Annotated in this window: 14 protein-coding genes; 13 read left to right on the top strand and 1 reads right to left on the bottom strand. The window is 61.0% G+C overall.

Annotated features, from left to right (window positions below; genetic code table 11):
* The first annotated feature begins 44 nt into the window (after positions 1-44).
* From DWZ01_RS03590 to DWZ01_RS03565, 6 genes are all read left to right on the top strand, one after another.
* The gene (locus DWZ01_RS03590) at positions 45-707 is read left to right on the top strand and encodes a winged-helix domain-containing protein (protein WP_117770059.1); all 663 of its coding nucleotides are present in this window, start codon (positions 45-47) and stop codon (positions 705-707) included.
* Positions 708-915: 208 nt separating this feature from the next.
* Entirely contained in the window at positions 916-2,376 is a 1,461-nt protein-coding gene (locus tag DWZ01_RS03585) for a S1C family serine protease (RefSeq protein ID WP_117770058.1), read from the top strand.
* A gap of 448 nt (positions 2,377-2,824) precedes the next feature.
* Positions 2,825-5,053: an NAD-dependent DNA ligase LigA gene (gene ligA / locus DWZ01_RS03580; protein ID WP_117770057.1), complete on the top strand. Its 2,229-nt coding sequence runs from the start codon at positions 2,825-2,827 to the stop codon at positions 5,051-5,053.
* Between the two features lie 284 nt (positions 5,054-5,337).
* Complete coding sequence (locus tag DWZ01_RS03575) at positions 5,338-5,730, top strand: type II toxin-antitoxin system Phd/YefM family antitoxin (protein ID WP_158556910.1); 393 nt, start codon at positions 5,338-5,340, stop codon at positions 5,728-5,730.
* Positions 5,727-6,149 carry a PIN domain-containing protein gene (locus DWZ01_RS03570; RefSeq protein ID WP_117770055.1) on the top strand — a complete coding sequence of 141 codons (423 nt, stop codon included), beginning with the start codon at positions 5,727-5,729 and terminating at the stop codon, positions 6,147-6,149. Before DWZ01_RS03575 ends, DWZ01_RS03570 begins: the two co-directional genes overlap by 4 nt.
* A gap of 61 nt (positions 6,150-6,210) precedes the next feature.
* Positions 6,211-6,402, top strand: coding sequence for a type II toxin-antitoxin system Phd/YefM family antitoxin (locus DWZ01_RS03565; RefSeq protein ID WP_233506168.1), 192 nt, complete (start codon positions 6,211-6,213; stop codon positions 6,400-6,402).
* 140 nt (positions 6,403-6,542) lie between these two features.
* Here DWZ01_RS03565 and DWZ01_RS03560 read toward each other — a convergent pair whose 3' ends face one another.
* Complete coding sequence (locus DWZ01_RS03560; RefSeq protein WP_117770054.1) at positions 6,543-7,889, bottom strand: MATE family efflux transporter; 1,347 nt, start codon at positions 7,887-7,889, stop codon at positions 6,543-6,545.
* 258 nt (positions 7,890-8,147) lie between these two features.
* Between DWZ01_RS03560 and DWZ01_RS03555 the strand changes: the two genes are divergently transcribed.
* The 7 genes from DWZ01_RS03555 (at position 8,148) to DWZ01_RS03525 (ending at position 18,340) form a co-directional block, all read left to right on the top strand.
* A complete protein-coding gene (locus tag DWZ01_RS03555; RefSeq protein WP_117770053.1) occupies positions 8,148-9,977 on the top strand; it encodes an ABC transporter ATP-binding protein in 1,830 nt (609 codons plus the stop codon).
* A complete protein-coding gene (locus DWZ01_RS03550) occupies positions 9,970-11,868 on the top strand; it encodes an ABC transporter ATP-binding protein (protein WP_117770052.1) in 1,899 nt (632 codons plus the stop codon). Before DWZ01_RS03555 ends, DWZ01_RS03550 begins: the two co-directional genes overlap by 8 nt.
* 215 nt (positions 11,869-12,083) lie before the next feature.
* Positions 12,084-13,121, top strand: coding sequence for a hypothetical protein (locus tag DWZ01_RS03545; protein ID WP_117770051.1), 1,038 nt, complete (start codon positions 12,084-12,086; stop codon positions 13,119-13,121).
* A 235-nt stretch (positions 13,122-13,356) separates the two neighbouring features.
* Positions 13,357-14,412, top strand: coding sequence for a GTP 3',8-cyclase MoaA (moaA, locus tag DWZ01_RS03540; RefSeq protein WP_233504624.1), 1,056 nt, complete (start codon positions 13,357-13,359; stop codon positions 14,410-14,412).
* A gap of 4 nt (positions 14,413-14,416) precedes the next feature.
* Positions 14,417-15,718: a molybdopterin-guanine dinucleotide biosynthesis protein B gene (mobB, locus tag DWZ01_RS11010; RefSeq protein WP_117770050.1), complete on the top strand. Its 1,302-nt coding sequence runs from the start codon at positions 14,417-14,419 to the stop codon at positions 15,716-15,718.
* A gap of 290 nt (positions 15,719-16,008) precedes the next feature.
* Positions 16,009-17,295 (top strand): MFS transporter, encoded by a 1,287-nt coding sequence (locus DWZ01_RS03530; RefSeq protein ID WP_158556990.1) that lies wholly within the window; start codon positions 16,009-16,011, stop codon positions 17,293-17,295.
* 223 nt (positions 17,296-17,518) lie between these two features.
* Positions 17,519-18,340, top strand: coding sequence for an HAD family hydrolase (locus DWZ01_RS03525; RefSeq protein ID WP_117848118.1), 822 nt, complete (start codon positions 17,519-17,521; stop codon positions 18,338-18,340).
* Positions 18,341-18,701: the final 361 nt, after the last annotated feature.

The following is an 18,701-nucleotide window of genomic DNA, read 5'->3' as shown; positions in this document are numbered from 1 at the left end:
TGGCTTGTTCCAGTACGATTGAGCTCATTTCTTTGGAGGCCGATATGTCCGAAAAGAGTGCCCTGTTCATGGCGCGCACGACGCGCTTCCACGAGTTTGCCCGCAGCTTGACGACCACTCTGGGTGTCGAGGTGAGCTTGGCAACCCCCGATTCGCCGACTGCGGCGCACGACTTTGACCTGCTGATCCTCGATTCCGATGGCATCCGCAGTGACCGCATCGATCAGATTGCCAAGTGGCTCGACGACCGCGGCGGCGTCCCCATGCTGGTGATCGTTGACGACGAGGCGCTCGGCACCCTGCGCCTGCCCAATCACGCGCATGCCGACTTTGTATGCCCCACGGCGACGCCCAACGAGCTTAAGTCTCGTGCGCAGCGCCTGATGGGCGAGGAGGAGACCGTCGCCGCCGACGATGTGCTCAACATCGATAACCTCGAGATCAACTTGGCCACCTACCAGGTGACGCTCGATAACGAGCCCATCGACCTGACGCTGATGGAGTACTCGCTGCTGAGCTTTTTGGCGACGCACCCCAACCGCGCCTACAGCCGCGAGGTGCTGCTGCACCGCGTATGGGGCTTTGAGTACTGCGGCGGCACGCGCACCGTCGACGTGCACATTCGACGCATCCGCTCCAAGGTGGGTCCGCAGATCGCGGCGCACATCACCACCGTCCGCGGCGTGGGCTATCTGTTTAAAGACTAGATTTCCACCACAAAGGGGACAGGCACTTTTGTGGTGGTTTTGACGCAGGTACGGATTCCTTTCGGGTCTGCGGCAGAACTTAAGCCTTCCTAAAAGATTGCGTTCTCATACACTTGCGCCCGCATATTGGGGTACAACTCAACGTGAACAATGATGGCCCGCCACATGTTTGGCGGGCCTTTGGTTATTTGACGAAAGGATCGCAGCCATGAGCGAGTACGATTCCCAGCGTCCCCAGGATGCGGGCAACGCCGGCGAGACCCAGCAGCAGCCGCGTGTGCAGGTGGAGTCGACGCCTGCCGGCAGTAACATTCCCTACGTGCAGGCCTACGACACGCAGACCGGCAAGCCGCTGGGTGGCCAGCAGGTCGTGAACAAGCACACGGTGGTCAAGACCAAGACCAAAAAGCTGCCGATCTTTATTACGGCGCTTGCCGGCTGTGCCTGCGGAGCCCTGCTGGTCATTGCGCTCATTATGAGCGGCACGCTCGATATCGGTGGTGGCAAGAATGCCGTGACGGCGGGTGCTTCGGGTTCGTCGACGCAAAAGATCACCATTGACTCCGAGGACACCACGCTGGCCGAGGCCGTTTCTGCTAAGGCCCTGCCCTCCGTCGTTTCCATTACCGCCACTTCGAGCGGCAGCCAGAATGGCTCGCTTTCGCAGTCTGCTGATGAGTCGGATAGCTCGGGCAGCGTCGGTTCGGGCGTCGTGCTCGATACCGAGGGCCACATCCTCACCAACAACCACGTGGTCGATGGTTACGACCAGTACGTGGTGACCATGGACGACGGCACCACCTACGAGGCTGAGTTCGTGGGCAACGATGCCTCGAGCGACCTGGCCGTCATCAAGCTCAAGGACGCCGACGCCTCCAAGCTCACGCCAATCGAGATTGGTGATTCCTCCAAGCTCAACGTGGGAGAGTGGGTTATGGCGATCGGCTCGCCGTTTGGCAACGAGCAGTCTGTCTCCACGGGCATTGTGTCGGCGCTCTACCGCTCCACGGCCATGAGCTCTACCAGCGGTAACACCATCTATGCCAACATGATCCAGACCGATGCCGCCATCAACCCGGGCAACTCCGGCGGCGCGCTCGTCAACGACAATGGCGAGCTGGTGGGTATCAACTCGCTCATCGAGAGCTACTCGGGCTCCAGCTCAGGCGTGGGCTTTGCTATTCCCGTTAACTACGCCAAGAACATTGCCGACCAGATTATCGACGGCAAGACGCCGGTGCATCCGTACATGGGCGCTACGCTTTCGAGCGTCAATGCGCTCAACGCCCGCACCAACAAGCTGAGCACCGATAGCGGCGCGTATGTGGCGAGCGTCGTCGAGGACGGTCCTGCTGCCAAGGCCGGCATTCAGGAGGGCGACGTCATCACCAAGCTGGGCGACGACGAAATCACGAGCGCCGATGGCCTGATCATCGCGCTGCGCAGCCACGAGGTGGGCGAGAAGGTCGAGATCTCGCTTATGCGCGGTAAGGACGAGAAGAAGGTCACCGTCGAGCTGGGCTCTGACGAGGAGCTGCAGAACCAGCAGCAGGACGACAGTTCGACCGACACCGGCAACGGCGGTATTACCGACGAGCAGCTGCGCCAGTACCTGGAGGAGCTGCTAGGCCAGCAGGGCCAGGGCCAGGGCTACGGCCAGGGTTTCTAACGAGCTGTATCGCATATGCCGAAGCCAGAGGGGCTGTCCCGCCAAGTGTGGGACAGCCCCTCTTTTCTTGTTGATCCGTTGGGGACGGAGGAAAACGGATCACTTGGGGCTGACAAGAGGCCTGGTTCGTAATGGTCTGGACAGTTAGTTCAGATACGTATAAATCTGGGGCAGCTTGGGATGCGTTTTGAGCAATTTTTGATTGGGATGGGGCTCGAATGGGTGTTTGGAAGGGAGAGCGGGACGTTTACATGGTCTCGAGGAGCCCAAATTAGTTGAAACAGGGGTGTTCGTGCCTGATTCAGCTCTAGGATTTATACGTATCTGAACTAACTGTCCACCCCGGTCTGGCGGCTGCCGATTCGGTGCGGTTCGAAAGGGCTATTCGACCCCATTGCGACCGGTGGTACTCTAGTATCCGTTTGAAATCGAGCGAAGGAGTGCTGCTATGGAGCAATCGAGCCTGTTTGGTGACGGTGTGGACATCGATACCGAAACGCCCGCGACCGCGGAAGCCACCGCACCGACCGATGCCCGTGCCCAGGCGGCAGCGCGCGCGGCCGAACTGCGCCACGAGCTCGACTACCACGCCTATCGCTACTACATGCTCGATGCGCCCGAGATCACGGACGCCGCCTTCGACAAAATGCTTGTTGAACTGCAGGAAATCGAGGCCACCTACCCCGACCTGGTGACGCCCGACAGCTATACCCAGCGCGTGGGCGGCTACGTGAGCGAGCAGTTTACGCCGGTCACGCATATGGCGCGCATGTATTCCATGGACGATGCCATGGACCTGGACGAACTCGACGCGTGGCTCCAGCGCACTGAGGATGCCCTCGGTGCCGGTAGCGTCACCTATACCTGCGAGCTTAAGATCGACGGTCTGGGCGTGGCCCTTACTTACCAAAACGGCACCTTCGTACGCGCAGCCACACGTGGCGATGGCACCACGGGCGAGGACGTGTCGCTCAACGTCCGTACTATCAAGGATGTGCCCATGCACCTGTCCGAGCCGGCGCTCGCCCACATGGGCGCCGACCGCGAGCGCACCATTGAGGTACGCGGCGAGGTCTATATGCCCAAGGGCAGCTTTGTGCGTCTGAATGAAGAGGCCGATGCCGAGGGCCGCGACCCCTTCGCCAACCCGCGCAACGCCGCCGCCGGCAGCCTGCGCCAAAAGGACCCCAAGGTCACGGCGCGCCGCGACCTGGCCACCTTTATCTATGCCATCGCCGATACCGACCCGTTGCACGTCCACAGCCAGCGTGAGTTTCTCGATTGGCTGCGTAGCGCCGGCTTTAGCGTCAACCCCAACGTGGCACGCTGCGCCACGCCGGCCGAGGTCCACGAGTTCTGCGCCCAGGCCCTCGAGCACCGCGGCGACTTGGACTACGATATCGACGGCGTGGTCGTAAAGGTCGACAGCTTCCAGCAGCAGCTCGACCTGGGCTTTACCGCCCGCGCGCCGCGCTGGGCCATTGCCTTTAAGTTTCCGCCCGAGGAAAAGCAGACCGTCCTGCGCGAAATTCGCATCCAGGTGGGCCGCACCGGTGTGCTCACACCGGTCGCCGAGTTCGACCCGGTGACGGTCGCCGGCTCCACCATCGCGCGCGCCACGCTGCACAACATCGACGAGATCCGCCGCAAAAACGTGCGCGAGGGCGACACTATCATCGTGCACAAGGCGGGCGACGTAATCCCCGAGGTTGTGGGCCCGGTGCTCGACAAGCGCCCGGTCGATTCGGTCGACTGGCACATGCCCGAGGTCTGCCCCGTGTGCGGCAGCCCCGTTGTCCACGAGGATGGCGAGGTCGCTTACCGTTGCGTCTCCATCGATTGCCCCGCACAGCTCAAGGAGCGCTTGCTCCACTGGGTGAGCCGCGGCTGCATGGACGTCGACGGCCTGGGCGACGAGATCGTCGACAAGATGATCGCCGCCGGCCTGATCCACGATGTCGCAGACTTCTACCAGCTCACGGTCGACGACATCGCAGGCCTGGACACGGGGCGCACCTATGCCAGCTCCAACAGCAAAAAGGGCGTCAAGAAGGGCGACCCCATTCCGGTGGGCCTCAAGACGGCCGAGAAAATCATCGCCGAGCTCAACAAGTCCAAGAGCCAGCCGCTCGGTCGCGTGCTGTTTGCCCTAGGTATCCGCCATGTGGGCAAGAGCGTGGGCGAGGTCATCGCCGAGCGATTCCTGTCGATTGACAAGCTTATCTTGGCGAGCGAAGAGGACATCGCCGAATGCGAGGGCATCGGTCCCAAGATTGCGGCGAGCGTTAAGCAGTTCCTGGCCGTGCCCGAGAACCTTGCCGTGCTGGAGCGCCTGCGCCAGGCGGGCCTGTCGCTCGAGGTCGATTTGGGCGCCGCGCACGCGCAAGCCGCAGCCGACGCTGGCGTGGCGGGCGAGCTCGCCGACGCACAGCCGCTTGCGGGTCTGACCTTCGTGCTCACCGGCACGCTCGTCAACCGCACGCGCGACGAGGCAGGCGCGGCGCTCAAGGTGCTTGGTGCCAAGGTCTCGGGCAGTGTTTCAAAGAAGACGAGCTATCTGGTCGCCGGCCCCAAAGCGGGCTCCAAGCTCACCAAGGCCGAGCAGCTGGGCGTGCCCGTGCTGGACGAGGACGCACTCGAGCAGATCCTGGCGACTGGTCAGGTGCCCCAGGCTTAGGACATCGATAATCAAATTAGAAAACCTCCCGGAAAGGTTGATACTTTCCGGGAGGTTTTTATTTGGGCGTGGTGGCGGGCAGCATGATCCGCGTCATGTAGGTTGCTGAGGGTGACCCTGCGGAGCGGTGTCGTTCCGGAGCGATAGAAGATTCATACAAAGCAAAGGGGCCCCGCAGTGAGGTCCCACAACAGGGCTGCCCCATCGTGATGAGTTTTATACACTTTAACATTAACATTAACGTGTATACTTAGCAGTAAAGATATATGTTGAGAGGAGCAGTTATGGTTACCGTCGCGTTTTCGGAACTGCGCCAAAACCTTACGCAGGTGGCCGAAAGGGTTGCCAATGATGGCGAGGAGGTTGTGGTCTTCAAGCGGAGCAAGCCGTTGTTCAAGATCGTGCCGCTCGACTATGAAAGCCCCGTTGCGGTGGAATATGACGCTGCTCAGGAGCGTGGGGGCGCAAAGCCGGCGTGCGGCACGGACAAGCCCAAGCGCGACGTGGGTACGATGTGGCATCCCAAGATCACCTGGAAGGAGATCCGTGAGATGCTCGCGGAGAATGAGGACTACCAGGAGTATCTCGATATCGTGGCTAACATGCCAAAGGGAACGCCGCTCGATACGATGACGGTTGAAGATGAAAAGCGCGTCGCGAGGGAGCGCTACCTATGAGGGCATTTCTTGATACCAACTTTCTGCTCGATTGCGTGCTTCCGGGCCGGCTGGAGCACGCAGCGGCGCAAACGATCAAGGGGCTCGTTGACGTGGGACTTATCGAGGGTGTTGTTTCGGCCTGCTCTCTCAAGGACGCGTACTACATTCTCACTAAACAGACAGACGAGGCGCGCGCCCGCGAGGTAGTGCGCGACTGTCTTAAGAGCTACTCGGTAGAGCCTCTCGACCAAGAAGCTTGTTTTACCTCCGCCTATTCCGATGAGCCGGACTTTGAGGACGGCTGTATCCGTGCGATGGCCGAGCGTGCCGGCGTGGACTTTATCATCACGCGTGACCGCGCCGCTTTTGTGCGCTCGACCATCAAGACCTTCTCGCCTGCAGAGTTCATCCGTGCGTTTCCGATTCCGGAGGAGTAAAACCGCCATATCGGGGATTGTCCCCGGCGTTTGGCGAGCTTGTTGGGAGGCTCCTGGTCCAGTGACTGTTACAAAAAACGGCTATAGCAAATTTGTTGTACTTCGATCTGAAGACTATGACTTCATGGTTCAGGAACAGGCTAAGGCTCGTCTGATGGCTCGTATAGCTGTGGCCGAGCGGGAGCGTACTGCTGGCATGGCGCGTGATGCCTTTGAGGCTCTCGATGACCTTGAGGCAAAATATGGCCTATAACGTCAAGATTCTGCTTTCAGCCGAACGTTTTCTGGGCAGTTCTTATTTGGACGGGGCAACCGGCACCGTGATCTGCGTCACGTAGGTTGTGGGATCGTCGCTGATGATGTCGTCGATCAGGGCAATCTCACGTTGCCCCGCTACGCTGCCAACTTGTCAAAAGCCCCGCGCCGGTTGAGCACGGTAAACGCGACAACACAGATGACCGCCGACAAAATCGATCCGCACGGCGAGGCGATGCCCATGGGAAACAGCGTGTCGGAATAGGCGTTCGACAGCAGCCACGCGCCCGGCACGCGAATGAGCGCCACGGCTAGTACGTTGTGCGCAAAGCCGATGTAGCTCTTGCCATACGCAGCGAAAAAGCCGCTAAAGCAAATGTGGATGCCGGCAAAAATCGCGTCGAAAATATAGCTGCGCATATAGCCGGTGCCGGCCGCGACTACCGCGGCGTCCTTGGCAAAAAAGCCGATAAACGCCGGCGCCACTAGCCACATCAGCACCGTGATCAGACAGCCGTACACCACCGAGATCGTCATGGCGTCTTTGAGCACCTGACGTGCACGGTCGCCCTTGCCCGCGCCGGCGTTTTGCGCCGTGAGTGCACTGACGGTAGCGCCCATGGAACTCGGCACAATGAACAAAAAGCTGATCATCTTTTCGACCAGGCCCACGGCGGCAGCGTCGACGAGCCCTCGGTGGTTGGCAATGACGGTGATGAACATAAACGCCACCTGGATGCAGCCGTCCTGCACGGCCACGGGCACGCCGATCTTAAGAATGCTGCCGAGCACCTCGGGCTGGGGGCGCAGGTCGCTACGCTTAACGTGGATGTTCGTGCGACGGCTCTTGAGCCACACGAGCGCGAGGGCAACGCTTGCCGTCTGGGCGGTTACCGTGCCGAGCGCCGCACCCACGGGGCCGAGTCCCATGTGGCCGATAAATAGAAAGTCGAGCGCGATGTTGATGATGCATGCCACGCCGATCACGTACATGGGCGAGCGCGAATCGCCCAGCCCGCGAAAGATGGCCGAGAGGATGTTGTATGCGGCGATAAACGGAATGCCGACAAAGCAGATGCGCAGGTAGGCGGCGGTTCCTTCGACCGCCTCGGCCGGCGTGCCAATGAGTGCCACAATCTGCGGACACAATGCAAGCAGGACAGCGGCCAGCACCACCGAGACGCCCATAAAGAGCGTGATGGTATTGCCGATGGCGGTCTCGGCGCGGTCGAAGCGGCGCGAGCCCACGGCGTGGCCGACGATCACCGTCGTTCCCATGGCCAGGCCCACGAGCGTCACGGTAATGATATAGAGCGTCTGCGCGCCATTGCCCACGGCGGTGATACCGGCGGCGCCGCTAAACTGCCCCATCATGTACAGGTCGGCCATGCCGTAGAGCATCTGCAAAAAGTACGAGAGCATATAGGGCAGGGCATAGACCGCGATGGTCTTAAGGACATTGCCGCGTGTGAGGTCGTGTTCCATGGGCGGGGCTTTCTGGCTGGGTTTGTTTACGTACCAGTGTAGTGAAAACCCTACAACGATTGTAGAGTCAAGGTTTGTGTTGACGCCGGAGCGAAAAAGTCTCGCGCACCATTATTCCGAGTGAATATGGACACACATCACGAGAACTCGCCGCCGGCGCTAACCTTGCAGAAAACGATTTCGGAATACTTGACACCATTATTCGGCGCGCAATAATACGTGCGTTTGCGAACAACGTTTGATGGGGGTTGAACCTGCGTGCGCAATCTCAAAATACTGTTTTCCTATCTAGGGGCATACCGTCGCGATGCCATCCTCGGCGTGTTCTTTGTGTCGGTCGAGACGGTGCTCGAGCTGTTTATCCCGGTCATCATGGCCAACATCATCGATGTGGGCGTGCCTGCGGGTGATATCAACTACATGCTGCTGCAGGGCGCGTACATGCTGGTGTGCGCTGCGCTTTCGCTGGTACTGGGCTTGGGTTATGCCTGCACGTCCGCCCGCGTTGCCTCGGGCCTAGGCGCTAACCTGCGCGAGGCCGAGTACAAAAAGATTCAGACGCTCGCTTTTGGTAACCTGGACAACTACGACGCCAGCTCGCTCGTCACCCGCATGACCACGGACATCACCGTTATCCAAAATGCTGTGGGCAACGGCTTTCGCCCTATGGTGCGCGGCCCGGTGACGCTTATCGTCGGCCTTATCTACGCGCTGATGCTGTCGCGCCCGCTCGCCACCGTCTTTGCGATCATCTTGCCCGTGCTGGCAATCGTACTGGGCGCCATCACCTATCGCGTCAGTCCGCTCTACCGCCAACTCCAGACCTCGATGGACCACCTCAACGGCGTGGTACAGGAAGACCTCACCGCCGTGCGTGCCGTCAAGGCGTATGTGCGTGCCGAGCACGAGGAGGCCAAGTTCGACACCGTCAATACCGAGCTCGCCGGCACTGCGACAAAGACCTTTGGCAGCGCGGTGCTCAACCTGCCGGTGTTTCAGCTGTCGATGTACGTGGCTGCGCTCTCTATCCTGTGGATTGGCGGCCGCATGATTCTCGCCGGCAAGCTGGGCGTGGGCTCGCTCACGGGCTTTATGAGCTACGTGCTGCTGATCATGAATTCGCTCATGATGATTTCCAACGTGTTTTTGCTGCTCACGCGCGCTCTTACGAGTGTGGGCCGTATCGCCGAGGTGCTCGATGAGGAACCCTTTATCGCCAACCCCGCGGGAGACCTCGCGATTGCGGCGCCAGCGGACGGCAGTATCGAGTTTCGCGACGTTTCCTTTAAATACCGCGCGGATGCAGCCGAGGATGTGCTCCAGCATATCGACCTTCGCATCGAGAGCGGCTCGACGGTGGGCATCCTCGGCGGCACGGGCTCGGGCAAGAGCTCGCTTGTGCAGCTGATTGCGCGCCTGTACGACGCCACCGAAGGCGCCGTGCTTGTGGGCGGACGCGACGTGCGCGACTACGACCTCGCCGCCTTGCGCGACGCTGTGGGCATTGTGCTGCAAAAGAATGTGCTGTTTACGGGTACCGTGCGCGAGAACCTGCAGTGGGGCAATCCGCAGGCGTCGGACGATGAGCTCCTCGCGGCTTGCCGCGCGGCGTGCGTGGACGAGTTCCTTGATCGCATCGGCGGGCTGGACGGCGAGTTGGGCCAAGGCGGCGCCGGTGTCTCGGGTGGCCAGAAGCAACGCCTGTGCATCGCGCGCACGCTGCTCAAGCATCCGCGCGTGCTCATTTTTGATGACTCCACCAGCGCGGTCGATATGGCGACCGACGCTAAGATTCGCGAGCACATCGCTCGGATTCCCGATGCGACCGTGCTCATCATCGCCCAGCGCATCGCGAGCGTCATGGATGCCGATCGCATTGTGGTGCTGGACGACGGTCGTGTCCACGGCGTGGGCACGCACGAGGAACTGCTGGCGGGCGACAACATATACCAGGAGATTTACGCCTCGCAGATGGAGTTTGCGAGGAACGCGGACGCCGGCGACGGCAGCGACGATGGTTGCGCGAATGATCCATTTTCCTCCGTCGCATGCGGATCGCCCTTGGAAGGGGGTGAGCGCCATGCCTAAGACCGCAGCCCAAGCACGCCCGGCCGACCTCAAGCGCACTGTGCGTCGCTTGCTCTCCTACATGGGGCATGCCAAGTTCTCGTTGCTCGCGGTGGGCGTGCTCGCCTCCGTTGCCGCCATCGCGAGCCTCGCCGGCACCTACATGGTGCGCCCCATCGTTAACGGTTTGGCCACGGGCGGGGAGGAACTGCTTGCCAAGCAGGTCATCCTGACGGCGATCATCTACGCTGCGGGCGTGCTCTCGGCCCTGGGCTACTCGCAGATTATGGTGCGCGCGGCCCAACACGTGGTGTCCGATATTCGCCGCGACCTGTTCGCGCACATCCAGACGCTGCCGCTCAGTTATTTTGACAGCACGCGCTCGGGCGACATCATGAGCTTTTTCACCAACGACGTCGACACCGTCTCCGAGGCGCTTAACAACAGCTTTGCCAACGTGATTCAGGCCGCCATTCAGGTTGTGGGCACCACGGCCATGCTCATCATCCTTAACTGGCAGCTCACGATTATCACACTCGTGTGCGATGCGGCCATTGTGCTGTATGCGCGCTACTCGGGCGCGCGCTCTAAGCGCTTCTTTGCCGCCCAGCAGGCATCGCTTGGCGACCTGGACGGATATATCGAAGAGATGGTCTCGGGCCAAAAGGTCATCAAGGTCTTTAACCGCGAGGCGGCGAATGTTGCCGGCTTCACCTGCCGCAACGACGAGCTTCGCCGCACCGGCACCGCCGCCGTGAGCTATGCCAACTCCATGGTGCCCATGACCGTCGTGATTGGCTACGTCAATTATGCCATCGTCGCCGTGGCGGGCGGCATGCTCTGCATCAAGGGACTCTCCGACGTGGGCGCGCTTGCAAGCTACCTGGTCTTTGTGCGCCAGGCCGCCATGCCCATCAACCAGTTTACGCAGCTCGGCAACTTCTTGCTCAACGCGTTGGCCGGTGCCGAGCGCCTGTTTGCGGCTATGGACCTTGAGCCCGAGGTGGACGAGGGCTGCGTGGAGCTGGTGCAGACGGGCGATGCCGCATGGGCGTGGAAAATTCCCGAGGGCCAGGGCGTGGGCGTCTACGGGCACCTGCATGACGTGGCAGCCGTTGATGAGTCGGGCCGCGCGGTGGCCGCCGACGGCACCGAGCTCACGTGCGGCTTGGTCCCGCTTGCCGGCGACGTGCGCTTCCATGCCGTGGACTTTTCCTACGTGCCGGGCGCCCGCGTGCTCACGGACCTCAACCTGTTTGCCAAGCCGGGGCAAAAGATTGCGTTTGTGGGCTCCACGGGCGCCGGCAAGACGACCATTACCAACCTCATCAACCGCTTCTACGAGGTCGATGACGGCGAGATCACGTACGACGGCATCGACGTCAAGCACATTGCCAAGGCCAGCCTGCGCGGGTCGCTCGGCATTGTGCTGCAGGACACGCACCTGTTTAGCGGCACCATTGCGCAGAACATCCGCTTTGGCAAGCTCGACGCGACCGACGAGGAAGTGCGCGCCGCTGCCGAGGCCGCCTGCGCCGACTCGTTTATCCGCCGCCTGCCTAGAGGGTACGACACACCGGTCACGGCCGATGGCGCCAACCTGTCGCAGGGCCAGCGTCAGCTGCTCGCCATCGCGCGCGTGGCCGTTGCCGATCCGCCGGTGCTCATCCTGGACGAGGCCACGAGCTCCATTGACACGCGTACCGAAAAGCTCATCGAGCGCGGTATGGACCGCATCATGCGCGGTCGCACCACGTTTATGATCGCGCACCGCCTGTCCACCGTCCGCGACGCCGACGCCATCATGGTCCTCGAACACGGCCGCATCATCGAGCGCGGCACGCACGAAGAGCTGCTCGCCCAGCACGGCGAGTACTGGCAGCTGGCGCATGGCTTAAAAGAGTTGGATTAACCCGTTCGAGCACGATGCTTTGACCCCTCCGTGCTCCTCACCTCGACTCAAACCATCACAACATTCGACACTTTTCGCCAAAAACGGGAAAAGCATCGAATGTTGTGATGGTTTTTCTGCCACTCGACCGGGTGGAATCGCTTTCTTGCGCACGAAGGTGTGCGGACCCGTGGGCCGGGGAATAAGGTTGGTTATCCGACTCCATTGGAGGGCTCATGGACCTGCCGATCGTCCTGTCCCATAAGACTGCCTGGCTGTACCACAACGTGGCGCGTCCGTCCGAGCCGCTCTCGCGAGCAAGCAGCCTATACGATGAGGACTCGCTTGCTAACGAGGCGGAGCCGACTGCGGGCCTGCCCAAATTGGGACTCGATGCCAAGGGTCTGAGGGCTTCAACGGCAGCTGGGATCGTTACCGACTATCTGGTTTCGCTTGGTATTCCACGAGAAGAGCTCGATCATATCGACACGCTCGTCAACTTCGATTTTGAGCGTTCGACGCCGGCTGGATTTAGGTGCCACGTGTTTGGGGCGCCGATACCTCCAGGCCATCTTATCGAGGTGGCAGAGGGCCTTCTAGTGGTTGATGAGGCCATGTGCTTTGTCCAAGCGGGTTCGTGGATGAGCGAGCCCGAGCAGCTGGAATATGGCTACGAAATCTGCGCCCGATACCATTTGAATCATCTGTCGACAGGCGATTATATCGAGATGGGGCAGAGGTATACCGTTGCCGACTTGATTGCTTATTGCAACGAGAACCGATCTCGTCAGGGGGCTATACGCGCGGCCGCCGTGCTCAAGCGCGTGCACGATGGCGCGCGGTCGCCCATGGAGACGGCCACCGCAATCATGGTCGTAGCAAAACGTTCCCAGGGAGGGCTGGGATACGCCAAGATCGAGCTCAACCATCGGGTCGATGTTCCCAACGAGTTCAAGTATCTCGCAAAGGCCGGGTATTTCGAGATTGACGTATATGCGCCTGCGAGCGGTACGGGGATTGAATACAACGGCTCGGACCATCTTGATAAACAGCGCAGCGCGTCGGACGCGGAGCGTATGACCGTGCTGAGCGCGCTGGGCTTTAGGATGATCGTCCTCACCGGGACTCAGTTTGCCCACCAGCTGCAATTGCACCGGGCGATGAACGCCATCGCGCTTGCCATGGGCCTCAAGTGCGACCGAAGCGAAGCGTTCCAGAAACGTCAGAACGACCTGCGAGAATTCGTGATTCGGCACTGGGACGGCGGTCTTTAGGGGCGTTTTGGTCCTTCTGCGGGGTGCTGCGGGCACGCAAACCATCACAACATTCGACGTTTATCGCCAAAAACGGGAAAAGCATCGAATGTTGTGATGGTTTGTATGCTGAGGATGGGCTTGGGAAGCCGGTCTTGCTCGAAGCGACCTGTCCTGTCGTACGGGTGTCGGCATGATTCTCTCGTGGGGTATTATGTTTTCCGAAGAATAAAACGCCGCGTGAGGGGAGGGTTGCGTGGACGGGCACGTGCAACATGACGGCTTTGGCCGCGATATCAACTACCTGCGCATTGCCGTTACCGACAAGTGCAATTTCCGCTGCATTTACTGCATGCCGGCCGATGGCGTGGCGCCCCGTGCACACGACGAGCTGCTCAGCGCCGAGGAAATCGCCCGCTTTGTGCGCTTGGTGGCGGGGGAGGGCATTCGCCGCGTGCGCCTGACGGGCGGCGAGCCGCTGGTCAGCCGCCGTATTATTCCGCTCATTCGTGACATCCGCGCGATTCCGCAGATCGAGGACATCTCGCTCACCACCAATGGCGCCCTGCTGCCCAAGCTGGCGCCGCAGCTCAAAGACGCCGGGCTTAACCGCGTCAACATCTCGCTCGACACGCTCGACCCTACGCTCTTTGGAAAGATCACGCGCCTGGGCCGACTCGAGCAGACCATGGCTGGCATCGACGCGGCGCTGGCTTGGGGCTTTGAGCCCGTTAAGGTCAACTGCGTTGTGGTGCGCCGGCTCAACCAGGATGTGGGAGCCCTTGCGCGGCTCACGCTCGACCGCCCCATCCATCTGCGCTTTATCGAATACATGCCCATCGGCGACGAGCGCACGAGCTCGCATTGCGCTGTGGATCCGCATGCGCCTGCGCTCAATCCCGAGCTGTGGGACGCGAGCGATACCGTGCCGAGCGACGAGCTGCGGGCGCGCATCAATGCCGGGGCCGCAGCGACGGGACTGGGCGAGCTCGAGCCGCTCGACATCAACGACGCTCCTGCCGGCGCGGGCCCTGCGCGCTACTGGCACTTTCCGGGTGCGGCGGGAACGGTTGGCTTTATTAGCGCCATGTCCAACCATTTTTGCGCGAATTGCAACCGTCTGCGCCTGACGGCCGATGGCAACGTGCGTCCGTGCCTGTTCAGCGATGCCGAGTATTCGGTGCGTGAGGCGCTGCGCCGTGGTGATGATATGCAGGTACTTTCGATTTGGCGCGATGCCGTGGCCCACAAACCGCAGGAACACGCGATAATTGAGGGCACGCAACGATTTATGTCCCAAATCGGAGGATGATCATATGGCCAAGAGCAGGTACGCCGATGCCACCAAGGCCGCTCGCAGGGCCGCGATGTCTGCCCACAAAGCCACGGCTGCGGCGAATGTTGGCAACGCCGACGCGTCCGCACAGCCGACTGCCAGCGCTGCCGCCGAGCCCGCCCGCGACGCCCGTCGCGACGAGCTGACGCACGTGGACGCCAAGGGCGAGGTACGCATGGTCGACGTGTCCGACAAGGCCGAGACCCATCGCATCGCCATCGCCGAGGGCACCATCCTCATGCACCCCGAGACGCAGGCCATGGTGCTGCAGGACCGCGCCAAAAAGGGCGACGTGCTTGCCTGCGCGCGCGTGGCGGGCATTATGGCCATCAAGCGCACGAGCGACATTATCCCTATGTGCCATCCGCTGCTCATTACCAAGAGCAAGTGCGATATTGCGCCCATCGCTGCGGCGGGGACGCCGGCCGAGGACGTGCCCGAGGGCTGGGCGCCGGCGCGCGCGGACGGGCAGGTTGGCTTTCACGTACTGGTCACGGCCGGCGTGACGGGCAAGACGGGTATCGAGATGGAGGCGTTGACCGGCGCGAGTGCCGCGTGCCTAACCATCTACGACATGTGCAAGGCCGTCGATCGCGGCATGGAGATCGTCGACGTGCGCCTGCTGCACAAGGAGGGTGGCCGCTCGGGCGTGTGGGATCGTGCCGAACGCCAGGCCGCTGCTGTTGAGGCCGTGGCCGCTGACGGTGCCGCGCCCGCAAGCGCACCCGTCGCCGTCGCGCCCGCAGCTCCGGCACCGGCCGTCCCCGCGATCGCGTTTATCGGCTACCAGAACTCGGGAAAGACCACGCTCGTCGAGAAGGTCATTGCCGAGCTCACCCGCCGCGGCCTGCGCGTGGGTTCGCTTAAGCATCATGGGCATCACGGCTTTGATATCGATGTGCCCGCTAAGGACACCTGGCGCCATCACCAAGCCGGATCCAAGCACGTGGGCCTCATCTGCGCCACGCGCTGGGCGGAGTACGCCGACACGCGCGAGGAGGACGAGATGCCCGCGCGCGAGCTGCTGTCGCGCTACAACGATGTCGACGTGGTGATCATCGAGGGCTACAAGACCGAGGGCTTTGACAATATCGTCGTCGCGCGCTCCGGTGTCGACCGTTTGCGCGGCAAGAGCTCGCTCGACCTGGTCGACGGTCGCACGCTGGCCCTTGCCTGCAACGAGGCCCTGGCACGCCAGGCATTCGACGCCGGCTTTGCGACCCGAGCCATCAACATCAACGACGCCCGAGCCATCTGCGATCTTATCCAAGATTACCTTTAAGGGCTGGCTCGCTGCGCTGCCATAACCTGCCAAATAGGGACAGGTTTGTTTTGGCAGGTTTTATCTGGGCAAACGTCACTTCCACCACAAAGGGGCCAGGCACCTTTGTGGTGGTTTTTGTTTAAGTAGATGTGTGGGACATGCCTTACAATCTACCAAGTAGTTCATGACGGGCGAAAAACGGAGAGAAGGGGCTCTTGATGCGTCCTTAATGTTTCATGCGGATAGATTGATTCGACAGACGGTGGCGAATGCCCGCCGTCCGCATTCGTATGAAACAAGGAGTCTCCATGCTCGTCTCTCTTTTCTCAAAGCCTCAGTCATCGCTGTCCGTGCAGGCCAAGCGCCTGGTGGCGATGCGCTTTCTCATCTACACCGGTTTTCAGACCAGCTACTTTATCGGCGTCATCGGAACGCTCACCTATGCAGACGATGCCTCGGTCGTGGCGACATCGCTGGCTGTCCTCTTTATGAACGTATTCGTGATCTTGGGATCCTTTGCGGGTGGCGCGGCGCTCGACGCCTGGGGTCCGCGCCGTCATTTCTTGCTGAGCATCGTGGGCACGCTGGCAACCGGCGCGGCAATCCTCGCCTTTGGTAGCGCGACCGGCGTCATCCTGCTCGGCGCGGTGTTCCTAGGCTTTACGATGGGATTCGCTCAGCCCATTGCCACGTCCTATCCGGCCTACCTCACCAACGACCCCGTCGAGCTCAAAGACATCAACTCCGCCATTGCCATGTTCTCAAACGTGAGTATCATCGTCGGCCCCACGCTGGGCGGCTTTGTCGCGGCTGCTGCGTCGTCGCGCGCGGTGTTCGTGCTCATGATGATTTTTACCGTACTGGCGTTTATTGCCGGCTGGGGCTTTAGACCGCAAGCAGTTCGCGTCGCCGCGCGTGAAAGTACTCCCGCGGACAGCAGTACAACGGCAATCACTGCCAGCCAAAGCCCCGACCCCAACACATCTTCCCGCGTCACCTTCGCGACCAGCATCAAGACAGTCTTTACCAACAGCGTCCTTGCCCTGCTGTTCTGCATTATTTTCCTTTCAAACTTTGGCTACGGTGCCTTCGACCCGCTGGAGTCGTTCTTCTACCGCGGTGTCCTGCACGTCGGTGTCGAATGGATGGGCTGGCTCTCGTCGGCCAGCGGTGTGGGCGCGGTGCTGGGCGCCGTGGCCGCGCTCCGCTTGCCGCCGCACCTGGTCAACCTTAAGACGCTGCTTGTGGCGCTTATGTTCGTAGGCCTGGGAAGTTTGCTCTATGTGGGGACACCGTACGTGGGCGTAGCCCTTGTCGGCCAGATTGCCCTGGGCGTTGCCTGGGGTGTCGTAAATCCGCTCCACAACACTATCGTGCAAACGACGGCTCCTCTCGAGCAGCTTGGTCGCGTGAACTCGGTCATGGGCTTTGGCAACATGTTCGCCGGCGTGGTGCCGCTGGCGATTGCCCCGTGTCTGGCGGCGACATTTGGCGTGCAGCAGACGCTCGTAGGGGCGGGCATGGTTGTGACGGCGGTTCCCGCGGCGTTGCTGCTGTTTGGACGCCGGCATTTTGATCGTGCCACAAGGCAGTAAAAACCATCACAACATTCAGCGAAAATCGCGATTTTGCCGAAAAACGTCGAATGTTGTGATGCTTTGCGTCTCGGGCCAGGCCACCCTTCGGGTTCGGCCACCACAAGGGGGCCAGGCACCTTTGTGGTGGTTTTGCGCCAAAGCGCCCCGTGTCCGCCTTGGTATACCATGTACGCCGTTCGCGAATACACCCCACACCGCCGCACAACCCAGAAAGGCCCCCATGGACACCACCTTCAGCCACATCAAAGCCGTGTTCTGCGATATCGACGGCACGCTGCTCACGAGCCGGCACACGGTGTCCCCGCGCACCGTGGCGGCGATCCGCGCCCTGCGCGAGCGCGGCGTGCTCTTTGGCCTGTGCACCGGGCGCGACGCCCACGCGACCGAGGCCATGTACGAGCTCTGGGGCATCGAAGGCCTGGTGGACGTGATGGTGGGCTGCGGTGGCGCCGAGGTCATCGACCGCGCGCACGACATCAACGAGCTGAGCTATCCGCTGCCGGGCGAGACCATCGCGCGCATCTGCAAGCACATGGCGGACCTTCCGGCAACACCCGTCTGTCCCCGAGACGGCGTGTTCTACGTGCCCGAGAGCAACGCGTGTGTCGAGCACCTGTCGCGCGTCGACGGTGTGCCCTACCAGGTGGTCGATTTTGCCGAGTTGTTGCGCGAGCCGCAGCCCAAGGTGATGTTTACCATGGCGCCCGAGGTGATGCCGCGGGTGATTGAGCGGGCGTCGACGTTTGCCGATGACACCGTTAAGGCGGCGGCTCTGCAAACCACGCAGCGGCTCTACGAGTTCATGGATCCGCGCGTGTCCAAGACGCGCGGCCTTGTGCGCGTGGCGGAGCTCAACGACATGGAGCTCCAGGACATCTGCGTGTTTGGCGATGCGGACAACGACACCTGCATGGTGGCTGACGCCGGCGTGGGCGTGGCCATGGCAAACGGCAGCGACGCCACCCGTGCCGCCGCCGACTTTGTAACCGCGAGCAACGACAAAGACGGCATCGCGATCTTTATCGAGGAGCATCTGCTGTAGCGCCGGGGGAGAACCACCGCAAAGGGGACGGGCTCCTTTGCGGTGGTCTCAGGCGATTTGGGCGAATTGATGCCTAAAATCTGCGCGAAAACCCAAATAACGTTGTCTGAACATTACGCTTCTAACCACCGATGAGTTAAAGATATTCCCATCAATTTGGCAGTCTATTCCTCCCGGTTAATGACCTACCGTTCACGGTCGATTTTCGACCGTTCACAGGATGTTTGCTCTTGAGCAAAATGTTGTGCAAATAAATAAAATGCTATTAAAAAACTGATAACTAACTTAATTACCAGTAGAAACAGATATTTCAGAGCGAATAAACGAAAGCAAATCTGAGTAAATGTCAAGAGAATTGAGA

The organism is Collinsella sp. AF28-5AC (assembly GCF_003457875.1).
In the GTDB taxonomy this organism is placed as follows: domain Bacteria; phylum Actinomycetota; class Coriobacteriia; order Coriobacteriales; family Coriobacteriaceae; genus Collinsella.
This window is presented reverse-complemented; position numbering and strand designations above follow the sequence as displayed.